The sequence below is a fragment of the Streptomyces sp. NPDC101178 genome, assembly GCF_044767965.1.
In the GTDB taxonomy this organism is placed as follows: Bacteria; Actinomycetota; Actinomycetes; order Streptomycetales; family Streptomycetaceae; genus Streptomyces.
Window position 1 is genome coordinate 397,317 of the sequence record NZ_JBIWOZ010000005.1, and the last position, 26,578, is coordinate 423,894.

The following is a 26,578-nucleotide window of genomic DNA, read 5'->3' on the forward strand; positions in this document are numbered from 1 at the left end:
GGTGGCCCTGGCGGCCCGGGGACTCGCCCGTTGAAATCACCGCCGCCCCCCCCCGGCGGGGGGGGGCGGGGCCGGCGGCCCGGGGGGGGGGGGGCGGGCGCCCCCCCCCCCCCCCCGTCCGCGTACAGGGGCTGTGGAAGCGGTTCGGGGAGCAGGTCGCCGTCTCGGGGATCGATCTGGAGCTGCCGGCGGGCAAGTTCATCGGGCTGGTGGGGCCGAACGGGGCGGGCAAGACGACGACGCTCTCCATGGTCACCGGGCTGCTGCGGCCCGACATGGGGAAGATCGAGGTCGCGGGCCACGACGTGTGGACGGACCCGGTCGCGGTGAAGTCCCGGATCGGTGTGCTGCCGGAGGGTCTGCGGCTCTTCGAGCGGCTGTCGGGGCGCGAACTGCTGGCGTACAACGGGCGGTTGCGCGGGCTGCCGGGCGACGAGGTCGACAAGCGGGCCGCGCAGCTCCTCGACGTACTGGACCTGGCCGGTTCGCAGCACAAGCTGGTCGTCGACTACTCGACCGGGATGCGGAAGAAGATCGGGCTCGCCGCCGCTCTCCTCCACAACCCGGAAGTGCTCTTCCTGGACGAGCCGTTCGAAGGTGTGGACCCGGTGTCGGCGCAGACGATCCGGGGGGTGCTGGAGCGGTACACACGGTCCGGGGCGACCGTGGTCTTCTCCAGCCATGTGATGGAGCTGGTCGAGTCGCTCTGCGACTGGGTCGCCGTGATGGCGGCCGGCCGGATCAAGGCGCAGGGCACGCTGGAAGAGGTACGCGGCGACGCGCCGTCGCTGCAGAACGCCTTCCTCGAACTGGTCGGCGCGGGCGGCCGGGACACCTCCGGCGACGCGCTCGACTGGCTGGGCGGCACCCGATGAGCGTGCTCGACGCCCCGGTCACCGCCGCCGCTCCGGCGCCTCCCGTGACGGGCCTGACCTCCACCTTCGTACGGCTCAAGCTGACGCTCCTGCGCAACGGACTGCGGCAGTCCAGCGGGCGCAGGGCCGCGTTCATCATCTCGCTCGTCTTCACGCTGCTGCTCGCGGCGGGCCAGGTCCTCGCCCTCGTCCTGCTGCGCGGCAACGCGAACGCGGGCACGGTCGTGGTGCTGCTGGCGGCCGTCGTGGCGCTCGGCTGGGCGGTGCTGCCGCTCTTCTTCCCGAGCGGCGACGACACTCTTGACCCGACCCGGCTGGTGATGCTGCCGCTGCGGCCGCAGCCGCTGGTCCGGGCGCTGCTGATCTCCTCGATGATCGGGATCGGGCCGCTGTTCACGCTCTGCCTGGTGCTCGGCTCGGTCCTCGCGCTGGCGCACGGACCGGCGGGCGTGGCGTTCGCGGTGCTCGCGGTCCCGCTGACGATGCTGCTGTGCGTGGCGCTGTCGCGGGCCGTCGCCACCGCCAACGTACGGCTGCTCAACTCCCGCAAGGGCCGGGACCTGGCGGTGCTCAGCGGGCTGGTGATCGCGGTGGGCATCCAGTTCGTCAACTTCGGCGCGCAACGGCTCGGCCAGGCCGGCGGGCTCTCGGCCCTGCGTCCGGCGGCGGACGTGGCGCGCTGGCTGCCGGGCGCCTCGGCGATAGCGGCGGTGGACGCGGCGTCGAAGGGGTCCTACGGGGTCGCGGCGGCGCAGGCGCTGGTGACGGCGGTGGCTGTGGGGGCGCTGGTGTGGCTGTGGCAGCGGGGGCTGGTGAAGGTGATGACCGCGCCGGACGGGTCGACGCTGGCCGCCGCCGGACCGGCCCGCAAGGAGTCGCGGCGCACCGGGCTTTCCGGGCTGCTGCCGGAGGGACGCACGGGCACGGTCGTGCAGCGCAGCCTGCGGTACATCGCCCGGGACCCGAAGACCAAGGCGGCCTGGGTGACGGCGCTGGCGATCGGCGCGATCGTGCCGCTGCTCAACGCGCTCCAGGGCACCGGCTCGATCTACTTCGCCTGCTTCGCCGCCGGGATGCTCGGCATGCAGATGTACAACCAGTTCGGCCAGGACACCTCCGCCTTCTGGATGGTGGCCCTGACGATCTCCTCGACCCGGGACGCGTACGTCGAACTGCGGGCTCGCGCCATGGCGTTGCTGCTGATCACGCTCCCGTACACGGTGCTGGTGTGCGTGGCGACGGCGGCGCTCCTGGGGAGCTGGCGGACGCTGCCGAGCGCGCTCGGGATCTCCTTCGCGCTGCTGGGCTCGATGCTGGCGATCGGGGCGGTGGCCTCGGCGCTGTTCCCGTACTCGATCCCGCAGGAGGGCGCGTTCAAGAACGTGGCGCCCGGGCAGGGCGGGCTGGCGTGGATCTCCATCCTCAGCGGCATGCTGGCCGCGCCGGTGCTGTCCGGTCCGGTGATCGGGCTGACGATCTGGCTGCGGGTGGCGGACCACCACGACGCGTTGTGGCTGGTCGTTCCGGCCGGCGCGGTGTACGGGGCGCTCATCGGGTGGGCGGGCCTGCGCATCGCGGCGCCGCGCACGGCGAACCGGCTGCCGGAGATCCTGGCGGCGGTCAGCAAGGGGTGAGGGTCACGCGTTCACGTGTCGCGGCCGCCTGTGTGCGGGGGCTGCGTACGCGGCCGGACCCGGCCTACGGGGCGACCGGCTCGCGGTCGCCGCGGGGGTCCTCGGCGAGCTGTTCCAGGAACGGCTCCACCGCCGCCCGCCACCCTTCCGGCTGGTCGTAGTGGACCAGGTGGCCCGCGTCGGCCACCTCCGCGTACTGGCCGCGCGGCAGCACCCGCACCATCTCCTGCGCCTCGGCCCGGCCCAGCTCGCCGTCGAGCCCGCGCAGCACCAGCGCGGGGCAGCACACCTGCGCCAGCTCCTCCCAGTGCGCGTCGTAGACCCAGGTGGCGCGGGAGCTGAGCATCTGGCTGCGGGAGAAGACCGGGCGCCAGCCGTCCTCCGTCTCGGCCATCACCTCGGCGTAGAACTCACCGCGCATGGGGTTCGGCCGCTCCACCCACGGGTCGTCCTCGCCGAACCATCTCCGTACGTCGGCGAGCGTGGCGAAGGGCAGTGGCCAGGACGCGAACCAGTCGCTCCACTCGCGCTGCGACGCCGCGCCGAGCGCGGAGGCCCGCATGTCGCAGATGACGACCGCGCGGACCAGGTCGGGGCGCTTGGCGGCGAGCTGCCAGCCGGTGAGCGCTCCCATGGCGTGGCCGACGACGGTGACGGGCCCGAGGTCCAGCTGTTCGATCGCGGCCTCGGCGTCGGCGACGTACGCGTCGCGGGTGTAGGGGCCGTCGGCCGGCTTGTCGCTGCGGCCGTGGCCCCGCTGGTCGAGGCCGACCGCGCGGTACCGCTCGGAGAGCCAGCGGGCGGTGGGGGCCCAGTGCGAGGCCCGGCCCATCAGCCCGTGCAGCAGTAAGACGCCGGGGGCGCGGTCCGCTCCAGCGCGGCCCGTCCCCGCACGCTCCTTGGGCGGATCCGTGAACTCCCACGCCGCGAGGCGTACGCCGTCGGATCCGGTCACATCGATGCGCCGCACCATGGTCCTGGCACCCCCTTCTGGTCCTCGATCACCGCGTGGTGGCGTCGCCAGACTATCGAACTCTTATTCGAAAACAGGGATTCGCCGCTCAACACCCCACGTTCGAGTGACACGCGACGAGGATTGCCGCCGACCGGCCTGGGGAGATCTTCAACGGGAGGCGGACCGCTCGGGGACAGGGGTCCGCAGGGAATGACCTTGAGAGCTCGGGGCTCCAGGTCAGCATGGGGGAGGACCGGCCCCGGCGCCTTCGGGCGCCGGGGCCGACCCGTGTTCACGACAACGATGGCAGAGCACGGCGCGGCCATCACAAGACCATCCCCGACCAGGGCATCTCGGACCATGGCAGCCACCGGTCGGCGTGCATGCCGGTACGACGGGCGCATTCCCTGCTCCCTCCCCGACCGTGCCGACCGCATCCGGTCCGGCACCCTCAGGTCATATGCCTGGCCTCAGCCTGGCACGCGATCGCCCCGCCCGCTGAGAGTTCAGCGCTTTCCATGCCCACCCCAGCCCGTCCGGCGTTTGAGGACGGAAGCCTCACGCCGGGGAGCGGCGCCCCGACCAGGACCCCGGCACCACAGGGCCTGAAGACGCCAAAGCCGTCAGCGCGTCACTTCTTGGCGACGAACACGTGCGAAGCCACCTCTGTGTCCAGCTCCGCCGCCTCGCCGCTGGACCCGACCAGCACCCCGCCCGGCGACTCCGTCACGCTGACCACGGACCCGGGCTGGACCCCGGCCCGCCGCAGCGTGTACATCAGCTGGGCGTCCGTCTGGATCGGCTCCCCGATCCGCCGCACGATCACGGTCTTGCCCTCCGCGCCCGGGTCGAGCTCGGCCAGGCTCACCATGGAGTCGTCCAGGAACGGATGGGCCTCCGCCTTCTCGCCCAGCTCCTCCAGACCCGGGATCGGATTCCCGTACGGAGACTCCGTCGGGTGCCGCAGCAGCTCCAGCACCCGCCGCTCCACGGCCTCGCTCATCACGTGCTCCCAGCGACAGGCCTCGGCGTGGACCTGCTCCCACTCCAGGCCGATCACGTCGACCAGCAGGCACTCGGCGAGCCGGTGCTTGCGCATCACCCGCGTCGCCAGCCGGCGGCCCTCCTCGGTCAGCTCCAGATGGCGGTCCCCCGCGACCTGGACCAGTCCGTCGCGCTCCATGCGGGCCACCGTCTGGCTGACCGTCGGACCGCTCTGGTCCAGCCGTTCGGCGATCCGGGCGCGCATGGGGACCACGCCTTCCTCTTCGAGTTCGAGGATGGTGCGGAGATACATCTCCGTGGTGTCGATCAGTCCGGACATACATGCCCCTCGATGCTGTGACAGAAAATCGTCGTGCGATGGCCCTGCACCAATTCTGACGCATAGCGCCGACAACCGTGCCGCGTCGGCCGAAGCCGTACGCCGGAGGCCGCCGGGCGCTATTGACAGGCCACTGGTCCAGACCGCAACGTGATCCGCGGCACAGCCATTCCCGCCCTGCCGAAACCCCTCGCGATCCCGTCGAAAGGCTCTCCTCGATGAGCGACAGCAAGTTGGCCGGTCAGTTCTTCGATGCGGCGATCGGCCTGCTGCAGCGGGTACGGGACGAGGAGTCGGCGAACATCGCGGCGGCCGGGAACGCCATCGCCGACACCGTCGAGGCGGGCGGCCGGCTCTTCGCGTACGGCGCGGGTCACTCCTCGCTCGCCGCCCAGGACGTCGTCTACCGGGCGGGCGGGCTGGCCCTGATGAACCTGCTCACCGTGCCCGGCACCACCGGCGTGGACGTCATGCCCGCCACCCTCGGCTCGGCGCTGGAGCGGGTGGACGGACTGGCCTCGGCGGTCCTGGACTCCAGCCCGGCGGCCGCCGGCGACGTGCTCGTCATCATCTCGCTCTCCGGCCGCAACGCGCTCCCGGTCGAGATGGCGCAGAACGCCCGGGCCCTCGGGCTGAAGGTGATCGGCGTGACCTCGGTGGCGTACGCGGAGAACACCCGCTCCCGGCACACCTCGGGCGGCTTCCTGCGCGACCACTGCGACATCGTGCTGGACAGCAAGATCGCGATCGGCGACGCCGAGCTGAGCGCACCCGGCATCGAGGCGCCCTTCGCGCCCGCCTCCACCGTCGTCACCAGCGCGATCATGCAGTCGATGATGGCGGCGGCGTCCGAGGCGCTGGTGGCCCGGGGCATCGAGCCGCCGCTCCTGCGCTCGGGGAACGTCGACGGCGGCCACGACTGGAACGGCCGGGTCATGACGGAGTACCGGGAGCGGATCTTCTACCGCCACTGAGGTCCGTACTACGCGCAGGTCGGCAGCGTCACCCGGGCCGTCAGCCCGCCGCCCGGGTTCGCCGTCGCGCCGACGTCACCGCCGTGCGCCCGGGCGACCGACGCCACGATGGAGAGCCCGAGCCCCGCGCCCTCCCCCGGTGCGTGGCGGCGGGCCTGCGCGCGGCGGAACGGCTCGAACAGCAGCGGCAGTGCCGCCGGGTCCACCACGGGTCCCGTGTTGGCGACCTCCAGACCGCCGGGACCGACCCGGACCCGTACGGTCCCGCCGGGATGGTTGTGGCGCAGCGCGTTGGCGACCAGGTTGTGCACCAGGTGGTCCAGGAGGACCGGGTCGCCCTGGACGCTGACCGGCCGGACCTCCACGTCGACGGTGACGGCCCGCTCCGCCGCCTCCGCCGCCAGCGCCTCGGTGACCGTGGCGGTGGTGGCGTCAAGCCCGACCCGTTCGCGCCGCCGCAGCCCTTCGTCGGAGACCGCGAGGAGCAGCAGGCCCTCGATGAGCTGCTCGCTGTTGTCGGCGGTGTCGATGAGCTTGTCCCGGATCCAGGCGACCTTCTCGGGCGGCGGATCGTCGGCGAGCCCGATCTCGGCGGCGGCCCGCTGCACGGCGAGCGGGGTGCGCAGTTCGTGTGCCGCGTTGGCGGCGAACCGCTGGCGGGCGGCGACCAGTTGCTCGATCCGGTCGAGCATGCCGTCGAAGGTGTCGGCCAGCTCCTTGAGCTCGCCGGGCGGCGCCTGGAGCGCGATCCGCTCGTGGAGGTTGGAGCCGGAGAGCCGGCGGGCCCGGGCGGTGATGACCCCGACGGGCCGCAGCACCCGGCCCGCCATCCACCAGGCCAGCGCGACGGAGAGCGCCGAGTAGACGGCGAGGGAGATCCCGGAGACGGTGAGGAGCCGGCTGAGCGCGGCATCTCCGGCGGCGGTGGAGACCTTCCGCGCGACGGCGTACTGGCCGGGCTGGATGACGGTGGTCTGCGCCCAGTTAGAGGAGGGCAGCGCGGGGGCGGAGGCCTCGTTCAGCTGGAAGGTGGGGACGGCGGGGGCGACGGCGGTCATGACGCTGCTGTAGAGCCCGTCGCTGACCAGCACGTAGACGAGCCCCATGAGCAGGACTCCGGCCAGCACCAGCAGGCCGCCGTAGAGCGCGGTGAGCCGCGCGCGCTCGTTGTTCACCGGGCGTCGCCGCCCGCCGTGGGCTGATCCCCGATGCGGTACCCGGCCCCCGGCACGGTCTCGATCACGGGTGGCGCCCCCAGTTTCGTACGGAGTTTGGAGAGGGTGACCCGGACGGCGTTGGTGCGGTAGCTGGTCTCCTCCTCCCACACCTCCTCGATCAGGTCGTCGCCGCTGACGACGGCGCCCTCGGCCCGCAGGAGCGTCTCCAGCACGGCGAACTCCTTGCGGGAGAGAGAAAGGAAGCGGCCGTCGCGGCAGACCTGGCGGCGGGCGGTGTCGAGCGTCAGCCCGGCCCGTTCCAGGACTGGCGGGAGGGCCGGGCGGGAGCGGCGGCCGAGCGCGAGGACCCGGGCGAGGAGTTCGTCGTACGCGAACGGCTTGGTCAGGTAGTCGTCGGCACCGAGCCCGAGGCCGGCCACCCGGTCCCGTACGGTCCCCGAGGCGGTGAGCATCAGGATCCGGGTCAGCAGGCGGGCGGCGACGACCCGGCGGCAGACCTCGTCGCCGTGCAGCCCGGGCAGGTCGCGGTCGAGGATCATCACGTCGTACGCGCCGAACCGGAGCTTCTCCAGCGCGGTCGGCCCGTCCGGCGCGATGTCCACCGCGACGGCGTCACGGCGCAGCCCCTCGGCGATCATCCCCGCCAGGAACTCCTCGTCCTCCACCACCAGCACGCGCATGGGTTCTGTGTACCCGAAAGCGATGTTTCGCCGGTGTAAGCACCGGCGCTGAGAGAAACGAAACCGCTTCCTCGCCCACGCTCGGGCCGTCCCTTCCGACGCCCCGAGGAGCCCTCCATGACCGTTCTCACCGCACGGCGGCGCACCGTCGCCGCCGCCTGTCTGCTCGCCACGAGCGTCGTCCTGTCCGCCACCGCCTGTTCGGGCGGCGACGGCGGCGGGACGAAGAGCGGTGGATCTTCTTCCGGGACCGGGAAGACGGAGGAGGACCAGGCCCTGGAGCACCGCAAGTGCCTCCGTGAGCAGGGCCTGGACATCCCGGAGCCGAAGCCGGGCGAGAACGGCATGGGTGTGACCATCGACGGCGGGTCGAAGAGCAAGCAGCAGATGGAGAAGGCGTTCAAGGCCTGCCAGGACAAGGCGGTCGGCGGCGGGCCCAAGGAGCTGAGCCAGGCGGAGAAGGACAAGATGGTCGCCTTCGCCCGGTGCATGCGGAAGAACGGCTTCGACATGCCGGACCCGAAGTTCGACGGCGGGGCGATGCAGGCGGCGCCCGCGCTGAAGGCCGAGGACATGAAAAAGTTCGAGAAGGCCAACAAGGCGTGCGAGAGCGTGGGCCGATGAGGCGCGGACGGGCCGTCGCGGCAGTGGCGGCGGTGCTCGCCGTGACCGCCGGGACCATCGCGGTCACCCAGCTCGGCGGCGGCAGCGGCACGGAGTCGGCGGGCGCGAAGAACACCGGCCTGCCGCAGGCCACCGCTCCGGTCGAACGCGGCGACCTGCGCGACAGCGCCCAGGCGGACGGGACCCTCGGCTACGACCGGCAGCGCAAGATCAACGCGGGTGCGGCGGGCACCCTGACCTGGACCCCGCGCACCGGCTCGACGGTCGAGCGGAACGAGCGGCTGTACGAGGTCGACGGCCGGGCGGTCCGGCTGCTGTACGGGTCGGGCCCCATGTACCGGACCCTGAAGCCGGGCGACGAGGGCCGGGACGTCGAGCAGCTGGAACGCAACCTCGCCGCCCTCGGCTACACCGGCTTCACCCCGGACACCGAGTACACCGAGCTGACGGCGGCGGCCGTCAAGCGCTGGCAGAAGGCGCACGGCGCGAAGCAGACGGGCACGGTCGGCCCGCGGGACGTCGCGTTCGCCCCCGGGAAGGTCCGGATCAAGGGCGTGGCGGCGGCCGTCGGCGATCTGGCCCAGCCGGGCGCACCGGTCCTGACCACGACCGGCTCCGAGCGCATCGTGACCTTCGAACTCGATGTGGCGGAGAGCCAGTTGGCCAAGGCCGGCACCAAGGTCACCGTCGAGCTGCCTGACGGCACCAGTGCGCCCGGCACGGTCTCCTCGGTCGGCCGGACGGCGAAGCCCGGCAAGGACCCGCAGGACGGCAGCCCGAAGGTGACCTTGGCCGTCTCCTTCGACCGGCCGGAGAAGGCCGGCGGCTTCGACCAGTCGCCGGTGACGGTGAACCTGACCGGCGAGACCCGCGAGGACGTGCTGACGGTCCCGGTGAACGCGCTCCTGGCACTGCCGGGCGGCGGCTTCGGGGTGGAGGTGGTGAGCGGTGGCGCGGTCCGCGAGGTGAAGGTGGAGCTCGGCATGTTCGCGGAGGGCCGGGTCGAGGTGTCGGGCGGCGGGCTGCGCGAGGGCATGAAGGTCGGGGTGCCGAAGATATGAGCGGCGCCGCACCTGTGAATGACGCCGCACCGGTGAATACGGTCGTCGGCCTGCGGGGCGTGACCAAGGAGTACGCGGGTGGGGTCACGGCCCTGCGCGGGGTGGACCTGACCGTGGCGGAGGGCGAGCTACTCGCCATCGTCGGCCCGTCCGGCTCCGGCAAGTCCACCTTGCTGCACATCGTCGGCACGCTGGACCGCCCCACCGCCGGCTCCGTCCACATCGCGGGCCACGATGTGGCGTCCCTGACCGACCGCCGCCTCTCCGCACTGCGCGCCCAGCACGTGGGCTTCGTCTTCCAGGCGTTCCACCTGGTCCCGGGCGTCTCGGCCCGCGACAACGTGGCGGAGGGCCTGCTCTACTCCGGCCTCCCCCGCTCCGTACGCCGCCGCAAGGCCGCCGAGGCGCTGGACCGGGTCGGCCTCGCGGACCGCCTGGACCACCGGCCGCACCAGCTCTCGGGCGGCCAGAAGCAGCGGGTGGCCATCGCGCGGGCGGTGGTCGGCGAGCCCGCGCTGCTGCTGGCCGACGAGCCGACGGGCGCGCTCGACACGGCGTCGGGTGCGGCGGTGATGGAACTGCTGCGGGACCTGAACCGGGAGGGGGCGACGATCGCGGTGATCACACATGACACGGAGATCGCGGGGAGCCTGCCGCGCGAGGTGCGGATCAGGGACGGCGAGGTGGTGGCGGACGTACGGAACCTCGCGTCCGTCGCGCCCATGGCTTCCGAGGCGACGGGGGCGGAGCTGTGAGCCGGGCGGGACGGGGCCGCCTCAAGGCGGCCCGCCTGGGCCCCCGGGACGTCCTCCACGTCGGCTCGTCCGGCCTGCGCAGCCGCCCGATGCGGGTGGTGCTCTCGGCCCTGGGCATCGCCATCGGGATCGCGACGATGATCGCGGTGGTGGGCATCTCCACCTCCAGCCAGGCCAGACTCCTCCGCGAACTCGACACGTTGGGCACCAACCTGCTCGTGGCCTCGCCCGGCGACTCGATGTTCGCCGGGGAGGAGGTGCGTCTCCCGGAGGGCTCGGTGGGGATGGTCGGCCGGATCAAGGGCGTCCAGGAGGTGGGAGCCACCGCCGACCTGAACGCCACCGCACGCCGGAGCGAGAAGATCGACGAGGACGATACGGGCGGGATCACGGTCAAGGCGACGACGGCCGACCTCCTCCGCGTCCTGCGCGGCGAGGTCAGCAGCGGCAGCTGGCTCAACGCGGCGACCGGCCGCTACCCGTCGGTCGTCCTCGGCCACGTCTCGGCCGAACGCCTCGGCATCACCAAGCCCGGCCGGCAGGTATGGATAGGCGACCGGTACTTCACCGTCACCGGCATCCTGGCCCCGCTCCCGCTGGCTCCCGAGATCGAACGCTCCGCACTGGTCGGCTGGGAGGGCGCGAAACGCCTGCTGGACTTCGCGGGCCACCCGACGTCGATCTACGAGCGGTCGGACGACGCGGCGGTGCGGGACGTACGGAAGGTGATGGCGGCGACGGTCGACCCGCAGAACCCGCAGAACGTGAAGGTCACCGACCCGTCGTCGGCGCTACGCGCGAAGGCGGCGACGGAGGGCGCGTTCAGCAGCCTGCTGCTGGGCCTGGGCGGCATCGCGCTGCTGGTCGGAGGCGTGGGAGTGGCCAACACCATGATCATCTCGGTCCTGGAACGCCGGTACGAGATCGGCCTGCGCCGCTCGCTGGGCGCGACCCGGGGCCAGATCAGGATCCAGTTCGTCACGGAGTCCCTGATGCTGTCCGGCCTCGGCGGCCTGGCGGGGGTCGCGCTGGGCGCGGCGGCGACGGGGGCGTACGCGCACACGGGCGGGCTGCCATGGGTGGTCCCGCTCTGGGCGGTCGCCGGAGGCTTCGGCGCGACACTGGTGATCGGCACGGTGGCGGGCCTCTACCCGGCGGTGCGGGCGTCCCGGCTGTCTCCGACGCTGGCGCTGCACGCGGCGTGAGAGGGAAGGGGCGCGCAGGGGTTCGAGACCAGGCACCTACTCCCCCATCCCCACCACCCGCGCCAGATCCACGGCCCCCGCCACCCGGGCCGCCACCGTCTCCGCGTACGCCGTGTCCGGGCGTTCGAAGGCGGTGCGGTTCGCCGCGCGGAGGAACGTCAGCACGCCCAGGGTCCGGCCCCGGCTCCGGAGCACCGTGGACAGCGCGTGGACCGCGTCCTCGGGCCAGCGGCGCTCGGCCGCCCAGGCCGCCGCCGCACCCGACGTGTCCCCGGCGCCCGCGCTCGTACGGACCGAGCCGGTGCGCTCGACGGCCTGGAGGGCAGGGTGCCCGGCCCCGTACCGGACCGGCACCGATCCGCCCGCGACCAGCAGACACGGACCGGGCGCGTCCGTGGGCGTGGCGGCGGTACGGACGAGGCGCTCGCCCTCCGTCACGTCGAGGAGCACGTGGTCGGCGAAGCCGGCCAGCGCGAAGTCGAGCAGGGAGGTCACCGCCTCCATCGGGTCCTCGCACTCGGAGGCCGTACGCGCCGCGCGGTGCAGCTGGCTCGACCGGAACCGCAGCCGGTCCGCCTCCTGCTGCGCGAGCTTCGTGGCCGTCACATCCCGGAACAGCCACCCGACCCCGAGCGGAACCGGCTCCTCCGCCAGCGGTGAGGCCAGCCGCAGGAACCCGCTGCGCCAGCACCGCCGCCGCTCACCCTCCGCCGTACGCAACGTCACCCACAGCTCGGCCGGAGCGCCCGGGGCGCCTCCGGCAAGCACATGCTGGAGGGCCGCCTCCAGCTCCTCCAAGCCCCGGACCACCAGCTCACCGAGCGGCCGGCCGAGGAGCGTGGTGCGGCCGCCGCCGAGCGCACGGGAGGCGTACGTGTTCACCACGGTCGGGCGGAGGTCGACGTCGACGAGCACCACGCCCCAGGACGCGTCCTCCAGCAGCGCCTCGCTCAGCGCGATGGCCCGCTCCAGGTCGATCTGGGCGTGCACCTCGCTGAACGCGCAGTACACGCCGGCCGGCTTGCCGTCGGCGCCGAGCACCCGGGCGGACTGGGTCCGCACGAGCACCCGGCTGCCGTCCTTGCGCAGCAGCGCGAACTCGTGCACCTGGCGTCCGGGCGTGTCCATGGCCGCCATCAGCCGCCCCTGCACCTCGTGCGCGTCGGCCCGCCGCACCGCCCACCCGGCGAAGCCCGTCCGCCCCACGGCCTCCTGCGCGGACCAGCCGAGGATGCGCTCGGCCTCGCGGTTCCAGTGGGTGACCACGCCACCGGCGTCGAAGGCGCAGAGGGCCGCGTCCATGCCGTCGAGGAGGGCGGCGAGCAGCTCGGCGCCGGAGTCGGGCGGCTGCTCGGGGCACAGGGCCTCGCCCGCGCCGCCCGGGCTCTCCTCCGGCTCTCCCCCGGCACCCTCCTGCGGCGGACCCCCCGCGCCCTCGTCCCCTCCGAGCGCGTCGGTGGTCCCGCTGCTCCTGGAAGCACCCACTCCGTACCCCCCGCAGAACGTGTCGGCCGTTTCCCCGCGCGTCACCGCGCGTATTGCTGCACGTCAGACCATTCAACTCGAACGTGACCCAGCGCACATCCCTCTTCGCCAAATAAATGGGTTGAACCGCCGACGGGCCCGCTCCTAGGCTTCACAGCACACAAGAAAGGAGGTGTTCCGGAAGTGATTTCTCTTCGGACTCGTGAGGTGGCTGCGGGCTGACGCCCGTTGTCACGCACTTTCGCAGTGCATGGCCGGTCGCCGGCCAATACCCAGCAGTCACCGACCCGCAGGCTCGCCGGTAAGTCCGGCCGGCTCCTCTGTGCACGGAGGAACCAGAGCCTGCGGGTTTCTGCGTTGTACGGGCCTTGGTGGACCGACGACCCTACGGACCCATGGACCCTACGGACCCACAGACCCTACGGACCTACGGACAGAGCCGCTCCACCCTCCAGGGACCGGCCCCGGCCCCGGTCCCGGCAGCGTCCTCCCTGACGTACCGCAGCCGGTCGTGCAGCCGGTTCCCGTGCCCCTGCCAGAACTCGATGGTCTCCGGTACTACGCGGAAGCCGCCCCAGTCCGGCGGAGCGGGCACCTTCTCGCCTTCCGGGTAGCGCGCGGCGAGCTCCTCGTACCGCTCGATCAGCTCCTCGCGGGAGGAGATCACCGTGGACTGGTCGCTGGCCCAGGCGCCGAGCTGGGAGCCGTGCGGCCGGGTACGGAAGTAGCCGACGGTCTCCTCGCGGGAGACCCGGGCCGCGGTACCGGTGACGATCACCTGGCGGGCCATCGGGTGCCAGGGGAAGAGCAGCGAGACGTGCGGGTTGGCGGCCAGCTCGCGGCCCTTGCGGGAGCCGTAGTTCGTGAAGAAGACGAAGCCCCGGTCGTCGTACTGCTTCAGCAGGACCGTACGCGAGGAGGGCCGGCCGTCCGGAGTGGCGGTGGAGACGACCATCGCGTTGGGCTCGTGGAGCACTCCGCCGACCGCGACCTGGCGGAACCAGCGGGCGAACTGGTCCATCGGGTCGGCGCTGAGGTCGGACTCGGTGAAGTCCTCGGAGCGGTAGTGCTCGCGCATGGCCGCGGGATCGGTGGTGAAATCGGGAGGGGAACCGGGGGGCGAACCGGGAGGAGGACCGGAAGTGAAACCGGGAGGCGAATCGTCGGTGGGACGGGAGGCGGACTCGTCCGGGAGGGATCCCGAGGAACCTTCTGGTGTGGGCACGGGGGCCATCCTGCCGCAGCGGTGCCACAGTGGCCGAGTGTGCCCGGCGAGGAGGTCCCGTAACCACGCACCGCCGAAATGGAGCCCTGTGCCGGATGTCACGCTTCCCCGCTCCGTGGGAACCCGCCAATATCTTGGGGCGGGCCTTGTCAGGGGCCTCCGGAGCGCTGCCGCACGGAGACGCCGGGGCCGCAGGGCCGTCGCCCATCCGCCGCCGAACTGAGGGAGCCGCCTGATGTCCGACTTCGTACCCGGTCTTGAGGGAGTCGTCGCGTTCGAAACGGAGATCGCCGAACCGGACAAGGAAGGTGGTTCGCTCCGCTACCGCGGGGTCGACATCGAGGATCTGGTCGGCCACGTCTCCTTCGGCAACGTCTGGGGCCTGCTGGTGGACGGGGCGTTCAACCCCGGGCTGCCGCCGGCCGAGCCGTTCCCGATCCCGGTGCACTCGGGTGACATCCGGGTCGACGTGCAGTCCGCGCTGGCGATGCTGGCTCCGGTCTGGGGCCTGAAGCCACTGCTGGACATCGACGAGGCGACGGCCCGGGACGACCTGGCGCGGGCCGCGGTGATGGCGCTGTCGTACGTGGCCCAGTCGGCCCGTGGGCAGGGCCTGCCGATGGTGCCGCAGAGCGAGATCGACAAGGCGCACTCGGTGGTCGAGCGGTTCATGATCCGCTGGCGCGGCGAGCCGGACCCGAAGCACGTCAAGGCGGTGGACGCGTACTGGACGTCGGCGGCCGAGCACGGAATGAATGCCTCCACGTTCACGGCCCGGGTCATCGCGTCGACGGGCGCGGACGTCGCGGCCGCGCTCTCCGGCGCGGTGGGCGCGATGTCGGGCCCGCTGCACGGCGGCGCCCCGTCCCGGGTCCTCGGCATGATCGAGGAGATCGAGCGTACGGGCGATGCCACGGCGTACGTGAAGCAGGCGCTGGACCGCGGCGAGCGGCTGATGGGCTTCGGCCACCGCGTCTACCGCGCCGAGGACCCGCGCGCCCGCGTCCTGCGCCGCACGGCCCGCGAGCTGGCGGCGCCGCGCTTCGAGGTGGCGGAGGCGCTGGAGAAGGCCGCGCTGGAGGAGCTGCACGCACGGCGTCCGGACCGCGTGCTGGCGACGAACGTGGAGTTCTGGGCGGCGATCGTGCTGGACTTCGCGGAGGTCCCGGCGCACATGTTCACGTCGATGTTCACGTGCGCCCGTACGGCGGGCTGGTCGGCGCACATCCTGGAGCAGAAGCGCACGGGCCGCCTGGTCCGCCCGTCGGCGACGTACGTGGGCCCCGGCACGCGGAACCCGCGCGAGATCGAGGGATACGCGGACATCGCGGACCTCGCGTAGGAGGCCGCGGAACTCCCGTAGGGGGTGCGGCGGGGCGCGGGTGGCCGCGGTCGGCGCCTGCGGCGGGGCGTGGGTGGCGGCGGTCGGCGCGCGGTCGGGCGCGGGCATCGCGAGACGCGGCGCTCGGTGCTCGGTGCTCGGCGCTCGGGGCTCGGCGCTCGGCGCTCGGCGCTCGGCGCTGATGAATGTGCCGGTACGGGGTACTCGTACCGGCACATCTCCGATCCGAGGAGGCCCACGGTGACCACTCCCCGACCGTCCCTGACCCTGTCCAGCACGGTGCTCGAAGCCCCGGACGCGGCGGAACTGGCGGACTTCTACCGCCGCCTGCTGGGGTGGGAGCCGGTACAGGAGGAGCCGGACTGGGTGAAGCTGCTGCCACCGGGCGGCGGTTCCGGCCTGAGCTTCCAGACGTCGAAGCCGTACGTGCCCCCGGTCTGGCCCGCCTCCCTCACCTCTCCGGGCGACCAGCTGATGATGCTGCACCTGGACTTCGAGGTGACGGACCTGGAGGCGGGCGTGGCCCACGCGGTGGCGGAGGGCGCGACCCCGGCGGAGTTCCAGCCGCAGCACGACGTACGGGTCCTGTTCGACCCGGCGGGCCACCCCTTCTGCCTGTTCGTCCGCGACCAGGTCCTCGGCGGGACGCCGGCGATCAGCCCCGAGTGGGTCGCTGAACAGGCCCGGGACATCAGGACGCAGAACCCGATGGCGTCGGAGGCGGTGACACCGGACCGGCGGGAGGCCGCAGGCACGGCGGAGCCGGACATGGCGTCGTAACGCGTGCGTGCGCCTCGGGCCCGCCGGTGCGTCACTTGGGTGCGTACATGATCAATGACTCCCTTCCGCCCTCCGCCATGCGCCACGAAGTGGCGGGTCCGAGCCTCCGGTACACCGTCACTTGCCGACCTCGGACCCGCTCGGCCGCCACCGCCGTGAAGTGCTCGTCCAGCACCGAGAGCTTCACCTTGTCCCGTGCGGACGTCACGGACGTCGCGGCCTCCGGGGCATCCGTGACCAGCAGTATCTCCATCTGGGCAAGCATCGCGGCACGGATCCGCGCCGGGTCTGCCTCCACACCCTTAAGCGTCCCAGACGCCTCCGGACTTTCCATCAGCGCGATGTCCCTGAGACCAGTGAAGGCTTCGGGAGAGACGGACTTGGTGTCGCGCCGCGCGGCTGGCACAAAGAGCACTCCGTCGCCGGTCCGCTTGAGCCGCCGCACATCCGACGCGATCGCCAGGACGTCATCCACCCGGCTCTCGGGAGACCGCTTGGCCACTGACTGCGGCAACAGCGCCACTGTCGCCACGGTCAGAACCGCAGGGAGCACGCACACGTAGGCCCTGGGAAACTTCAGCATCGCCGCTCGTACCGTGGCGCCCAGCGCGGCGCCGATCAGCAGGGCCAGACCGAGGAAGCTGAAGAGGATGTAGCGCTCCAGGAACATCGGCCGGATCAGCGAGATACCGATCAGGGCGATCTGCGGCACAGCGAGAAGAGGGAGCCCGACGGCCGCGACGGACTGGCCGACTTTCCGTCGCCGATCCGTCAGCGCTGCTAGTCCGCCGATCGCCAGCAGAACCGCCGGGCCGATCATCATGTGCCACGACAACGGCGGTATCCAGGACACCTGCTGCGACTGGCTTCGGGTGAAGAGGATCAGCGGCAATACACACACCGTGCCGACCGCAGAGGCTGCCGCCCAGCGTTTCCACAATCCACACTCGGCTTGCCTCCACACCAGGGTCGCCAGGTGAGCAGGCAGGATCAGCAGCGACAACCAGTTCAGCAGTCCGCAGACCAGCACGGTGCCCCCGTACGCCGCCCAGAGCCCCCGCCGGTGACGCGGACTGGTGAGCGCGGTCATCAGCAGGAGTGTCGAAATCCCTGCCCCGGCCGTGACAAGTGCGTACGGGCGGCCTTCCTGCAACTGGAACTGCACGGCCGGCAGGAGCCCGAACGCAAGGCCCCCTCCCAGACCGGCCCAGCCACCAGCCAGTCGGCGACCGATGACGGCCACACACCCCGCCGCTACCGCCATGGCGAGGACGGACGGCAGCCTCAGCGTCGTCGTACTGGCGCCGAAGCATGCGAAAACGCCGTGCATGAGCAGGTAGTAAAGCCCATGAACGGCATCGACCTGCCCAAACATGTGCCATATCTGGGCAGTTGACCGCTCGGCCACTTGCCAGGTCGCTGCCTCGTCCCGCCAGACACTTTGCTGGCGAGACAAACCCCAGCAGCCAAGGGCGAAAGTCCACAGAACCGGTATCAGCCAGATAGGCAGACGGTGCCGCAAAGAAACTATGGGGGGATTCATGGAGATCTTCAGGACCCGACGAGAGAAGCGCGGACCGCAGTCAGCGACGGATGGACGTCAGCAGGAGGGTCGTCGGCCGACGATCGTGGGGACCGGAAGGGCTTGACGAACGATCACACTGACGGGTGACCGGAACAGTCTGCGCGGTTCACGAAGGGGCGACAACCCTCACCTGTGCAGATCAAGGCCACTTCTGTCACCTCACGCTTGGAGCACACCGAAACGCGTACAAGCGGAACGGAGAACGGGCGGGCGAAACTGTTCCAGATGCCCCTTTCCATTTTGGCTGAAGATCACCCCTGTGGTCCGCATCACATGATCTTCGGCTGCCAAAGATCGTTACATGCGGTCACACTCTTGTCCTGTTCGCATCAAGGGGGCTGCGCACTGTACGCCCCCGCTAAGGGCTAGGAGTCCAGCTTTGAGATCGAAGAATGCGCTCAAGGTCATGTTCGCGGCTGTCGCACTCACCGTGGCGGCAGGCGCTCCTGCAATGGCCGCCGTCAACGTGGGCGGCGGCCAGTGGGCGTACGGCACGGGCTGTTGCAGCGTGTGGTCGAACTACAAGCACGCCTCCGCGAACCACTCGTCTTCGGTCGATGGCGACTACTGGTCCTACAGTGGCTGCACCAAGCCCGGCCCGTGGTCCCTGGCGTCGGCGGAGCTCAGCGGCGGTACGGGCAAGGCCTACTGGGACAAGGGCTGTAGCCTCTGATCCCGCACATTGCCGTGAGCCCCGGTGACGTCGTCACCGGGGCTCACGGCGGTCCTTCGCCCGCCACCCACCTTCTCTCTCCTGCCACTTCTCATCGGTCCCGGGCAATCTCGCAAGCCCGACCCAGTGGTCCGACATAGGAAGCCGATGCTGCACCGAGGTATCAAGTTCGTCCACGTCGCCGTGCTGTTCTTCGCAGCAGTGCTGGCCTTCCTCTTCATACGGGAACTGGACGAGGACGGAGTGCTGGGCAACTCGGCCGTGATCTTCGTCTTCGACTCCGAGGATTCGACGAGTGGCGCCCAGGTCGCCCGGTCAATCGCGTCGTTCGCCGAGGACCACGGCGTCACGGTCGCTCGTGAGGTACCGGACCTGAGGGAGCCCGATGGCCGCCGCCATCTGTATATGACTGGAGGCGAAGACTCGTCGGGCGTCAGCGCGTGGCTGAACGAGGGCTATCCAGAATTCAGTTCAAGCCTCACTACGGAGGTGCACCCGATCGCCGACATCGGGCAGCGCGATCCGCGGGGCCACTACTACGTGTTCGGACCGCCGGAGGCGGCGGAATCGCTGGTCGCAGAATTCTCCGGCCTCGGCCTGCGGGCTGACGTGTCCCACCCGCTCTCGGGCGGCGAATTGATAACTGCGTACACCAATAGCGTCATGTACTGGTCTTTCTGGGTAATCGCTCTCGCTGCGGTGACTCTGACCGGCGCGAGTGTGCTGCTGTCCGCGAGGGCCTATGGGATTCTGCGGTTGCAGGGCTTCTCCCTGGTGGATCTCCTCGTCCGTGACCTGAGGCAATTGCTGGCGCCCTGGGTGGTGGCGCTCGGTGCCGTGACTGCGGTGGCACTCACCTTCCTCGGCTTCTACAACGGCTTCGCCTGGCTCTCCCTCTTCGCCACCCTGGCCACCGCCTTGGCCGGATTGCTCCTTCTCCTCGTGCTTACCACTCATGTGGCAGTGATCGCGCTTACGTTCAAGGTCGACGTCTTGCGAGCGGTGAAGGGTGCCTTGCCCGCCCGCGCAGCATCCGTCGGCGTGTACCTGGTGCGCATTCCCGCTCTGCTGCTCGCACTCAGCGTCGCCACCGACGTCGCGCAGGTCGCCAGGGACATGGAAACGCGTCAGGAGAACAGGACTGCCTACGCCGAGGCGGGTGACGCCGTCACCATCCGCCTCAACGGAGGCCTCTCCGGCGAAAAGGAGAGAGTAATCGAGGAGATCGGCCCTTGGCTGCGCCGGGCGGACGGCAATGGGGAGGTCATTCTCGCCGGGCGCCGAGACCTCCAGAGCTTGGTGCCGGGCTCACAACTCCCGCCAGGGGAAGTACTCATCGTGAACGAAACTTTCCTCACTGAACAGCCCGTCCTCGACCCGACGGGACAGCGCTACATGCCCGTGGCCCAGAGCGATAGGGCCGCAAGCGGGGACAGGGTACAGCTCATCGTTCCCAAATCTCTCGGCGGAAACGAGGCGGCCCTCACCGAGGCGGTCGTCGGAGTGCTGGGTCCAGATTTTGATTCCCGAACCCAACTGGATGTGCACCTGGCCAAGAGTGGCCAGAGCGTCTTCACCTACAACACCGGAAATCAGGTCTACAACGCTGCCCACAGCCAGAAGGAAGACCGCTCCCATGTACAGGACCCGGTCCTGGTCATCGTCCCGAACGGCTCACAGTTCGTGTCCGACGATGGCTACACCGCGTTCGCTGCGCAGGAGGGGGTTGTCTTTCCCAATCCTGACGATGTCGTGAGCGCCATTCAGGGGAACAGGCTAGGCGTATACGTCGTGGCGCTACGCCCCGTGGCTCAGAACTCCGCACTGAAGATGAGGGAGGTGGTCACCGAGTTCCGGGTACAGCTCTTCAACCTCGCGCTGACGGTCACAGTCCTCCTCATCGCCGGCGTCGGGATCTGCGCGATCTACGCGCGCAAGAACTCCCAGGCCATCTTCGCGCGGCACATCAATGGGTGGAAGTACGTATCCACCCACCGGTTCATCCTCGGCGTGGAGGTGGCCATCGCGTTCCTGCTGGCCACCCGGGTGCCCTTTGAAGCATGGCTGCAAAACAAGGACCTAGAACGGATCGCCGCGTCCGGCACTCCCCTTACCCAGCCGCTTGTCGATCTCACCGAACTGGACCTGGGCATCATCGCCGGACTGGTGGCTGTCGAATTCGGCGCTGTGCTCCTTGCCCTCGCGCTCTTCCACGGCCGTATCGTCAGGGAAGGGGCGACCGAGGTGTGAGACCCGTACGTGCGATGCCCTTCCCCTCAGCAGGAGTACTGTCGTGATCGATATCGAGAATCTCTCGAAGTCCTACGGTTCCCGGACCCTGTGGTCCGAGGTCACCTTCACCCTCAGCCGCGGGGAGATGCTCGCGCTCGTCGGGCCCAGCGGCTCGGGCAAGTCCACCCTCCTCAACTGTCTCGGTCTGCTTGACAAGCCGAGCACGGGGGCGGTGCGTTACGAGGGCAAGGACATCACCCGATTCGGCCGGCGCGAGACCCGCGGGTTCCGCCGCAACGTGCTCGGCTACCTATTCCAGAACTATGCGCTGATCGAGAACGCAACCGTTTCCGAGAACCTCAAAGTGGCCGTGAAACCACGTCGGACGTCGCCGGGCCAGCAGGGCACAACCATCTCTGAGGCCTTGGACCGCGTGGGCCTTGGTGGCAGGGAGAAGGAGACAGTCCACCGTCTCAGTGGCGGGGAACAACAGCGAGTGGCCCTTGCTCGGCTCTTGGTCAAGCAGCCCGCTCTGGTACTCGCGGACGAGCCGACCGGTGCCCTCGATGACGCCAACGCGAACATGGTCGTCAATGTTCTCCGCGCAATGAGCGAGGACGGATGTGCTGTCGTCATCGCCACCCACAGCAACTCCGTGCGCGAGCAGTGCGACAGAGTCTTCGCACTGGGTGAGAACGATCGTGTCCCGCAGCGACCGACCGCCCCCCTCCGCGTCACCTGACCAACAGCCCGTCGTCGTCCGGAGCGCGGACGACGACGGGCGGCACGCCGAGGTAGACCCGTCGCTGGGCAGAGCCACGCCGACCAGCGCCAGCAAGGACATCAGGAGCAGGCTTCCCCAAATCAGGTCACCCAGGGCGAACCGCGGCGATGCCCGTGCCGATGACGGCCGTAAGTAAGGACAGCCAGCTGACGGCCGCCCCGGCGCGCCAGATGCGGTCCAGCCGTCGGCTGCGCACCGCTCTCCATCACATCCGCCCCGCACCGACCCGCACGCACAGCCGCAACAACACCACCGGCACGAAACCGCACTCCCAGCCGTAACACCCGGCCGACCGCAGCTCTCCAGCAGACCAGGCAACCGGACGACTCCATCCCTTCAGTACGCCAGCGAGGGCTGGAATGCGACGGCCTGCGCGGCCGCGCCGTCCTGAACACTCCTCCTGAACCTGTTCGCCGGCCGCGCACCGGACCATGTCCGCAGTGCCAGCTACCTGTCCTGCCTCGCCGACCAGCTGCCCGCCGTCTCCGAGGGCCGGTTGTACCTGCTGGCCCTGCCCGGATGGGAGTTGGAGCATCTCTGGTCGGTTCTCCAGGTGCCGCGCCGCGTACGGGCCGGTGATCACGCATGATCGGTTCGCCGTTTCGGCGGCCGCGTTGGTCGCTCCTCGGGAACAGGTGCAGCGCGCGATCGTGAGAACCGATCAGGCTCTCGCCCGTATTCGCATGGGCGATCCCCGGTCGGCTGCTGAACTGCTGCACGAGTGTGTGGTCGCGTCGGCGACGGCCGGCGGCCGGGTTCCGGCGATTCGGCTGCGTCGGGCCAGGGTTGAGCTGCGTCCGTGGCGACGGGAAGACTTCGTCGCCGAACTGGACGACCACCAAATGGACGTACTCGGGACGTAGCGAGGACTACGGACGAACGCCCTCACGCGACGAGACCAGGTGCTCCCGCGCATTGAACTGCTTGATCAGCGGCGACAGTTCGAGGAGGCTCTCCACTCGGAAGGTGGGAAGCGTCCTCGCCTCCTCCGTCTCCCACTGGATCATGCCCCAAGGCCCGCGATGCACGAGCGCCATCCGCATGCCCGCCGCAACCGCCGGCCGCAGATCGTTGTCGACGCGGTCACCGACGTAAAGGATCTCGCCGGCCTCGGCCGGAACGACCTCGGCGACACGTATGAAGAACTCGGGATCCGGCTTCGACGCGCCCCAGTCGTCCGAGGTGCCGATCGGGTCGACATCCTGGGCGAACAGGCCCCTCAGGATGCCGCCCGGATCGTCTGGTTACCCGTGATACCGAGCCACATGCCGTCCGCGCGCAATGCCGCCACGGAGTCGCGTACGTCGGGGTACAGGTCCGACTCGTCGAAGTGCTCGTGCTGCCCGGCGGCGGCTCGCGCCTCACGCTCGGCATACAGATCGAATCCCGGACGGAAGACCTGGAACGTCTCCCGGTAGTCCTTCCCCTGAGCGATCACTGCGCCGAACTGCGCGGCAAAGGTGTGGCGGGGAACTCCGAGCCAGTCCGCCCAGGTGCCGTACTCCCTGGTCTCGTCCACCAGGCACTCACCTACATCGAACACCACTGCACGAATCATGCCGAGATCGTAAGGGCCGTCCGAGCTGCTACGCGAAGGCGGCCTGCGTACGCACAGCGCAATCACGCTCCCCTGGCCGTCCGGCCGACCGTGAAGAGGGGTCGGGCAACGCTCAGGTGATGTTGGATGGCCGGGAGCCGCGAGGAATCAGGTGCGCAATCCGCCTTCCTCGCCGAGGGGTGAGAGGAGTAACTCGTGACTGACGAGGACCTGTCCGCGGTGGGGCGCTTCCTGTACGAGGCGGGCACGCTCAAGCAGACGCGGCGCACCGGTTGGTGGATGGCTGGCGTCCGTGCCCCGGAGAGCGTCGCTGAGCACTCCTGGCGTACGGCGTTGATCGCCACGATCATCGCGAAGCTGGAGGGCGCCGACCCCGCCCGGGCCGCCTACCTGGCCGTCTGGCACGACACGCAGGAAAGCCGGACCGGGGACGTGAACCACCTGGGTAAGAAGTACGCCCCGGCGGGCGACCCGCGGGAGGTCACCGCCGATCAGACGGCGGGCATGCCAGAGGTGCTGGCCTCGGCGGTCCGGGAGCTGGTGGCGGAGTACGAGGCGAAGGAGTCGCCGGAAGCGGTCTGCGCCCGCGACGCGGACAAGCTGGAGTGCCTGCTCCAGGGCATCGAGTACAAGGCACAGGGCTACGAGAACGCCCAGCGCTGGATCGACAACAGCCGTCGCCGTCTCGTCACCGGCACGGCGAACCGGCTGGCCGATGAACTCCTGGCCCAAGGAACCATCGACTGGCTCCGGACCGCCCTGGGCGAGGACGAGAAGTAGACCGAAGCTCGGGTCCCGGGACACGGGACACGGGCCTCGGGATGCGAGCTTCGAGGTTTGATCGCGTTCTCTAACCGGCAGAAAATGCAGTGGTTGGGAAAACCTCCCCTACCTCCCTAACCCGTAGCAGCGAGCAAGTATGACCAATCGTGACAGCTTAGGGCGGAGCGTCACGACTGCTTACGGTTCGACAACCAAGCTCCCCCGAGGCGGCTTTACCACACCAGGTCGGGGTCTGACCGCAAGATCGAAACCCTGGGAAGACGGCCTCTTGGTTACACAGAACCCCGGCTCCGCCCTGCGCTGGTCTTCATAGGAATGAGGCGTCCTCAGCGGTCGCTGACGGGCAGAATGACCCCTGACATGCCCGGCTTCAGGCAGGGACTGCTTGCGACGCGGGGGAGATATGTCCGTTTCCCAAGAAGTGAGTAAAAACAAGCCTCCGGCCACCTAAACGCGCAGGTCACGAACTGTGGTCCCCGCGCGTGCGGGGGTGGTCCCCCGACCAAGGGCGTAGTGGTGGAGCCGGTCACGTGGTCCCCGCGCGTGCGGGGGTGGTCCCGCGTCACCGATCGCCCGGATCACCTGCGCGCTGTGGTCCCCGCGCGTGCGGGGGTGGTCCCGGCAGCAGCGCGGCGAGCCGGATCGTGGCCGGGTGGTCCCCGCGCGTGCGGGGGTGGTCCCCAGGCCCACTACGCGTTCGTCGGCCTGGTCGGGGGGCTCCCCGCACGCGTGTGCCCACCACCGGGTCGACCCGGTCCGTCGGTTCAGTTGAAGGGGACGGCGTCCGTCGGCGCGGTGTGCCAGTTGGTGACGACCGGCTTGTCGACGGTGATCGTGCCGACCTTGAGGGAGACCGGGTTGGGGTCCTCGTTGCCGACGGCGACGATGATGCTGTCGAGCTCCTTGCCCCCGTCCGTATTGGTGCTCTTCGGGTTCACTCCCGCGTAGGCGACCGTGGACCCGCTCAAGGTGACCGGCTTGCCGACGGACTGCTCGACGGGCCCGGCCTCGGTCCCGTCGGACCCGAAGGCGACGGTGGGCAGGGCGGCGGGCAGGACGCAGGTGATCCCGGACTTGGCCTTCGCCATGACGAGGATGTAGCCACCTGCCTGGCTCTCGGACCGGGTGCTCCAGGAGAGGTCGTTGGCCCCGCACTCCTGCCGGACCCCGGAACCGTCGCTACCGCTCCCGGCGGAGGGCTCGTCCGAGGCCTGGTCCGAGGCTTCGTCGGAGGCACCACTCGACGGGGACTCCGAGGGGCCGTCCGAGGCAGCATCCTCAGAAGCGGAGGCGGAGGCAGAAGGGCTGCCCACGTCGGCCGAGGGAGAACTGCTCTGCGCGGCCCCGTTGTCCACACTGCCGTCGGTGTCCTGGCACGCGGTCACCAGCAGCGCTCCGCCCACAAGGACGGCGGAGGCGAGGAGGGCCTTGCGACGGTTGCGGTTGCCGGACATGAGATCCCCTAGGTGTTGGTCGACGGTCGGAGGCGGGAAGCGCTGTCCGGCTCCCCGTTCGGGCTCCGGAACACCCACTAGGAGGGCGCGGTGATACGAGGGGATCCGGGCGTCTCCGTACCCGGACACCGCTGTCACGGACCGGTGACATGATCACGAAGTGAACGGCTCCGGCGCGGCGGGGTTGCCAGGATGGCCGGCATGAACATGGGCAGGCACAAGGTCCACCACTCCCCTTCCACCTGGCAGCAACCCTGCCCGCCCACCGCATCGCCAGAGCGAAGGGCGTTGCTGCAGACCCTGGCGCACCGCATCCTGGCCCTCGCTCCCGCCCCCACCGCCGGCCGCCTGCTCATCGGCATAGACGGCTTCACGGCAGCGGGAAAGACCAGCTTCGGCCACGAACTGGCCGAGCTGATAGCGGAGTCGGGCCGCCGACCGGTACTCCGGGCCACGCTCGACGACTTCAAGAACCCCTGGAAGGACCGCCACCTGTACGACAGGGAGTCCGGCGAGGGCTACTACCGCAACGCGTACGACTACACCTCGGCCGGACGCCTCCTGCTGGACCCGTACCGCGCCCCGGAGGCAACGTCCTGCGCGCTCTGCTCCATAGACCCGCTGACCCAACAGGACCACTCGGCCCAAACGACCCCGCTCACCCCGGACACGGTCCTGATCGTGGACGGCGTGTTCGCGTTCCGCCCGGAGATCGACGCGTACTGGGACTTCCGCATCTGGCTGGACGTGGACGCCGAACTCTCCGTACGCCGGGGCGCGGACCGCGACCGGAACTGGGCCGGCTCGGAGGCAGAATCCCTGCACCGCAACCGCTACTTGGCAGCCGAGCACCTGTACCTGAAGGAGGTGGAGCCGCTGCCGAGGATGGACGCGGTGGTGGACAACCGGGACTTCGCCCACCCGCGCCTGCTGCTCACCCACGCAGGAGGATGACCGCATGCCCCTGACGACCCACCAAGAGATAGCTGTAACGATCACAGCCGTGACACCCTACGGTTCCGAGGCCGACGCGAACGGCACTCCCGCCTTCATCGACCTGGCCAAGCACCCTTCCTGGTGGAACCTGGACGTACCGGCCCCAAGGGTGGGCGACCGCCTGCACACCGTGGTCCTGGACGCGTCGAGAACCCCACCCCGGCTGAGCGCGCTACAGGAAGACATCGAGATCTCACGGGCTCTACGGTCGAGCGGGTGAGGGGCGGGGCCCGGGGTCACGAACGCTGGTTCCAGCGCGTACGGGGACGGCAGCCGCCTCACTGCCTACGCCCCCGCAGGTAAGTACACAGATGCGAACGTGAGTACGGCAACTCATGTGGTGCGAACGGGCGAACGGCAGTCTTCAGTTCGTCAGCAGAACCATCACCACACCGGTCACACCAACGCTCCAGGGA

Annotated in this window: 25 protein-coding genes, 1 pseudogene and 1 CRISPR repeat array; of the genes and pseudogenes, 17 read left to right on the forward strand and 9 right to left on the reverse strand. The window is 70.2% G+C overall.

Annotation, left to right across the window (positions count from 1 at the left end):
• The first annotated feature begins 131 nt into the window (after positions 1-131).
• Both ACIRR8_RS17645 and ACIRR8_RS17650 read left to right on the forward strand, forming a co-directional pair.
• On the forward strand, positions 132-875 hold the full coding sequence (locus tag ACIRR8_RS17645) for an ABC transporter ATP-binding protein (protein WP_404065530.1): 744 nt from the start codon (positions 132-134) through the stop codon (positions 873-875).
• Complete coding sequence (locus ACIRR8_RS17650) at positions 872-2,509, forward strand: transporter (RefSeq protein WP_404065124.1); 1,638 nt, start codon at positions 872-874, stop codon at positions 2,507-2,509. Before ACIRR8_RS17645 ends, ACIRR8_RS17650 begins: the two co-directional genes overlap by 4 nt.
• Before the next feature lie 64 nt (positions 2,510-2,573).
• Here ACIRR8_RS17650 and ACIRR8_RS17655 read toward each other — a convergent pair whose 3' ends face one another.
• Together ACIRR8_RS17655 and ACIRR8_RS17660 are read right to left on the reverse strand one after the other, a co-directional pair.
• Positions 2,574-3,482 (reverse strand): alpha/beta fold hydrolase, encoded by a 909-nt coding sequence (locus ACIRR8_RS17655; protein ID WP_404065127.1) that lies wholly within the window; start codon positions 3,480-3,482, stop codon positions 2,574-2,576.
• A 613-nt stretch (positions 3,483-4,095) separates the two neighbouring features.
• Positions 4,096-4,788, reverse strand: coding sequence for a metal-dependent transcriptional regulator (locus ACIRR8_RS17660; RefSeq protein WP_404065130.1), 693 nt, complete (start codon positions 4,786-4,788; stop codon positions 4,096-4,098).
• Positions 4,789-5,006: 218 nt separating this feature from the next.
• On the opposite strand from ACIRR8_RS17660, the gene ACIRR8_RS17665 reads away from it, so the two are divergent.
• Positions 5,007-5,762 (forward strand): SIS domain-containing protein, encoded by a 756-nt coding sequence (locus ACIRR8_RS17665; RefSeq protein ID WP_404065132.1) that lies wholly within the window; start codon positions 5,007-5,009, stop codon positions 5,760-5,762.
• Positions 5,763-5,770: 8 nt separating this feature from the next.
• Here ACIRR8_RS17665 and ACIRR8_RS17670 read toward each other — a convergent pair whose 3' ends face one another.
• The gene (locus tag ACIRR8_RS17670; protein ID WP_404065134.1) at positions 5,771-6,937 is read right to left on the reverse strand and encodes a sensor histidine kinase; all 1,167 of its coding nucleotides are present in this window, start codon (positions 6,935-6,937) and stop codon (positions 5,771-5,773) included.
• Positions 6,934-7,620, reverse strand: a complete 687-nt coding sequence (locus tag ACIRR8_RS17675) for a response regulator transcription factor (RefSeq protein ID WP_404065137.1) — start codon at positions 7,618-7,620, stop codon at positions 6,934-6,936. The genes ACIRR8_RS17670 and ACIRR8_RS17675 overlap by 4 nt, the downstream gene beginning before the upstream one ends.
• Positions 7,621-7,737: 117 nt before the next feature.
• Between ACIRR8_RS17675 and ACIRR8_RS17680 the strand changes: the two genes are divergently transcribed.
• The 4 genes from ACIRR8_RS17680 to ACIRR8_RS17695 are packed head-to-tail and all read left to right on the forward strand — an operon-like array spanning position 7,738 to position 11,265.
• The gene (locus tag ACIRR8_RS17680) at positions 7,738-8,244 is read left to right on the forward strand and encodes a hypothetical protein (protein ID WP_404065139.1); all 507 of its coding nucleotides are present in this window, start codon (positions 7,738-7,740) and stop codon (positions 8,242-8,244) included.
• Positions 8,241-9,305 (forward strand): efflux RND transporter periplasmic adaptor subunit, encoded by a 1,065-nt coding sequence (locus ACIRR8_RS17685; RefSeq protein WP_404065141.1) that lies wholly within the window; start codon positions 8,241-8,243, stop codon positions 9,303-9,305. Before ACIRR8_RS17680 ends, ACIRR8_RS17685 begins: the two co-directional genes overlap by 4 nt.
• Entirely contained in the window at positions 9,302-10,060 is a 759-nt protein-coding gene (locus tag ACIRR8_RS17690; RefSeq protein ID WP_404065143.1) for an ABC transporter ATP-binding protein, read from the forward strand. The genes ACIRR8_RS17685 and ACIRR8_RS17690 overlap by 4 nt, the downstream gene beginning before the upstream one ends.
• Positions 10,057-11,265: an ABC transporter permease gene (locus ACIRR8_RS17695; protein ID WP_404065145.1), complete on the forward strand. Its 1,209-nt coding sequence runs from the start codon at positions 10,057-10,059 to the stop codon at positions 11,263-11,265. Before ACIRR8_RS17690 ends, ACIRR8_RS17695 begins: the two co-directional genes overlap by 4 nt.
• 36 nt (positions 11,266-11,301) lie before the next feature.
• Here the strand turns inward: ACIRR8_RS17695 and ACIRR8_RS17700 are convergent, their stop codons facing one another.
• Positions 11,302-12,750: a PAS domain-containing protein gene (locus tag ACIRR8_RS17700; RefSeq protein ID WP_404065148.1), complete on the reverse strand. Its 1,449-nt coding sequence runs from the start codon at positions 12,748-12,750 to the stop codon at positions 11,302-11,304.
• Between the two features lie 427 nt (positions 12,751-13,177).
• The gene (pdxH, locus tag ACIRR8_RS17705; RefSeq protein ID WP_404065151.1) at positions 13,178-13,828 is read right to left on the reverse strand and encodes a pyridoxamine 5'-phosphate oxidase; all 651 of its coding nucleotides are present in this window, start codon (positions 13,826-13,828) and stop codon (positions 13,178-13,180) included.
• Positions 13,829-14,210: 382 nt separating this feature from the next.
• On the opposite strand from pdxH, the gene ACIRR8_RS17710 reads away from it, so the two are divergent.
• Positions 14,211-15,317 carry a citrate synthase 2 gene (locus ACIRR8_RS17710; RefSeq protein ID WP_404065153.1) on the forward strand — a complete coding sequence of 369 codons (1,107 nt, stop codon included), beginning with the start codon at positions 14,211-14,213 and terminating at the stop codon, positions 15,315-15,317.
• A gap of 240 nt (positions 15,318-15,557) precedes the next feature.
• A complete protein-coding gene (locus ACIRR8_RS17715; protein ID WP_404065156.1) occupies positions 15,558-16,097 on the forward strand; it encodes a VOC family protein in 540 nt (179 codons plus the stop codon).
• A gap of 31 nt (positions 16,098-16,128) precedes the next feature.
• Here ACIRR8_RS17715 and ACIRR8_RS17720 read toward each other — a convergent pair whose 3' ends face one another.
• Positions 16,129-17,640 (reverse strand): hypothetical protein, encoded by a 1,512-nt coding sequence (locus ACIRR8_RS17720; protein WP_404065158.1) that lies wholly within the window; start codon positions 17,638-17,640, stop codon positions 16,129-16,131.
• A 421-nt stretch (positions 17,641-18,061) separates the two neighbouring features.
• On the opposite strand from ACIRR8_RS17720, the gene ACIRR8_RS17725 reads away from it, so the two are divergent.
• From ACIRR8_RS17725 to ACIRR8_RS17745, 5 genes are all read left to right on the forward strand, one after another.
• Positions 18,062-18,355, forward strand: coding sequence for a lactococcin 972 family bacteriocin (locus ACIRR8_RS17725; RefSeq protein WP_404065161.1), 294 nt, complete (start codon positions 18,062-18,064; stop codon positions 18,353-18,355).
• Positions 18,356-18,502: 147 nt separating this feature from the next.
• Positions 18,503-20,605 (forward strand): hypothetical protein, encoded by a 2,103-nt coding sequence (locus tag ACIRR8_RS17730; protein ID WP_404065163.1) that lies wholly within the window; start codon positions 18,503-18,505, stop codon positions 20,603-20,605.
• A gap of 43 nt (positions 20,606-20,648) precedes the next feature.
• Complete coding sequence (locus tag ACIRR8_RS17735; RefSeq protein WP_404065166.1) at positions 20,649-21,329, forward strand: ATP-binding cassette domain-containing protein; 681 nt, start codon at positions 20,649-20,651, stop codon at positions 21,327-21,329.
• Positions 21,330-21,490: 161 nt separating this feature from the next.
• A complete protein-coding gene (locus ACIRR8_RS17740; RefSeq protein ID WP_404065169.1) occupies positions 21,491-21,652 on the forward strand; it encodes a hypothetical protein in 162 nt (53 codons plus the stop codon).
• Positions 21,653-21,946: 294 nt separating this feature from the next.
• Complete coding sequence (locus tag ACIRR8_RS17745) at positions 21,947-22,234, forward strand: hypothetical protein (protein WP_404065172.1); 288 nt, start codon at positions 21,947-21,949, stop codon at positions 22,232-22,234.
• Between the two features lie 6 nt (positions 22,235-22,240).
• Here ACIRR8_RS17745 and ACIRR8_RS17750 read toward each other — a convergent pair.
• Positions 22,241-22,929 (reverse strand): annotated as a pseudogene (locus tag ACIRR8_RS17750) (HAD family hydrolase).
• 195 nt (positions 22,930-23,124) lie between these two features.
• Between ACIRR8_RS17750 and ACIRR8_RS17755 the strand changes: the two are divergent.
• The gene (locus ACIRR8_RS17755; protein WP_404065174.1) at positions 23,125-23,709 is read left to right on the forward strand and encodes an HD family hydrolase; all 585 of its coding nucleotides are present in this window, start codon (positions 23,125-23,127) and stop codon (positions 23,707-23,709) included.
• A 472-nt stretch (positions 23,710-24,181) separates the two neighbouring features.
• A CRISPR array of direct repeats spans positions 24,182-24,393; the repeat unit is 29 nt; unit sequence GTGGTCCCCGCGCGTGCGGGGGTGGTCCC.
• Between the two features lie 83 nt (positions 24,394-24,476).
• Here the strand turns inward: ACIRR8_RS17755 and ACIRR8_RS17760 are convergent.
• Positions 24,477-25,166, reverse strand: a complete 690-nt coding sequence (locus ACIRR8_RS17760) for a DUF4232 domain-containing protein (RefSeq protein ID WP_404065176.1) — start codon at positions 25,164-25,166, stop codon at positions 24,477-24,479.
• A 288-nt stretch (positions 25,167-25,454) separates the two neighbouring features.
• Between ACIRR8_RS17760 and ACIRR8_RS17765 the strand changes: the two genes are divergently transcribed.
• Both ACIRR8_RS17765 and ACIRR8_RS17770 read left to right on the forward strand, forming a co-directional pair.
• Positions 25,455-26,120, forward strand: a complete 666-nt coding sequence (locus tag ACIRR8_RS17765) for a uridine kinase (protein ID WP_404065179.1) — start codon at positions 25,455-25,457, stop codon at positions 26,118-26,120.
• Positions 26,121-26,169: 49 nt separating this feature from the next.
• Complete coding sequence (locus tag ACIRR8_RS17770) at positions 26,170-26,382, forward strand: hypothetical protein (RefSeq protein ID WP_404065182.1); 213 nt, start codon at positions 26,170-26,172, stop codon at positions 26,380-26,382.
• Positions 26,383-26,578 lie beyond the last annotated feature (196 nt).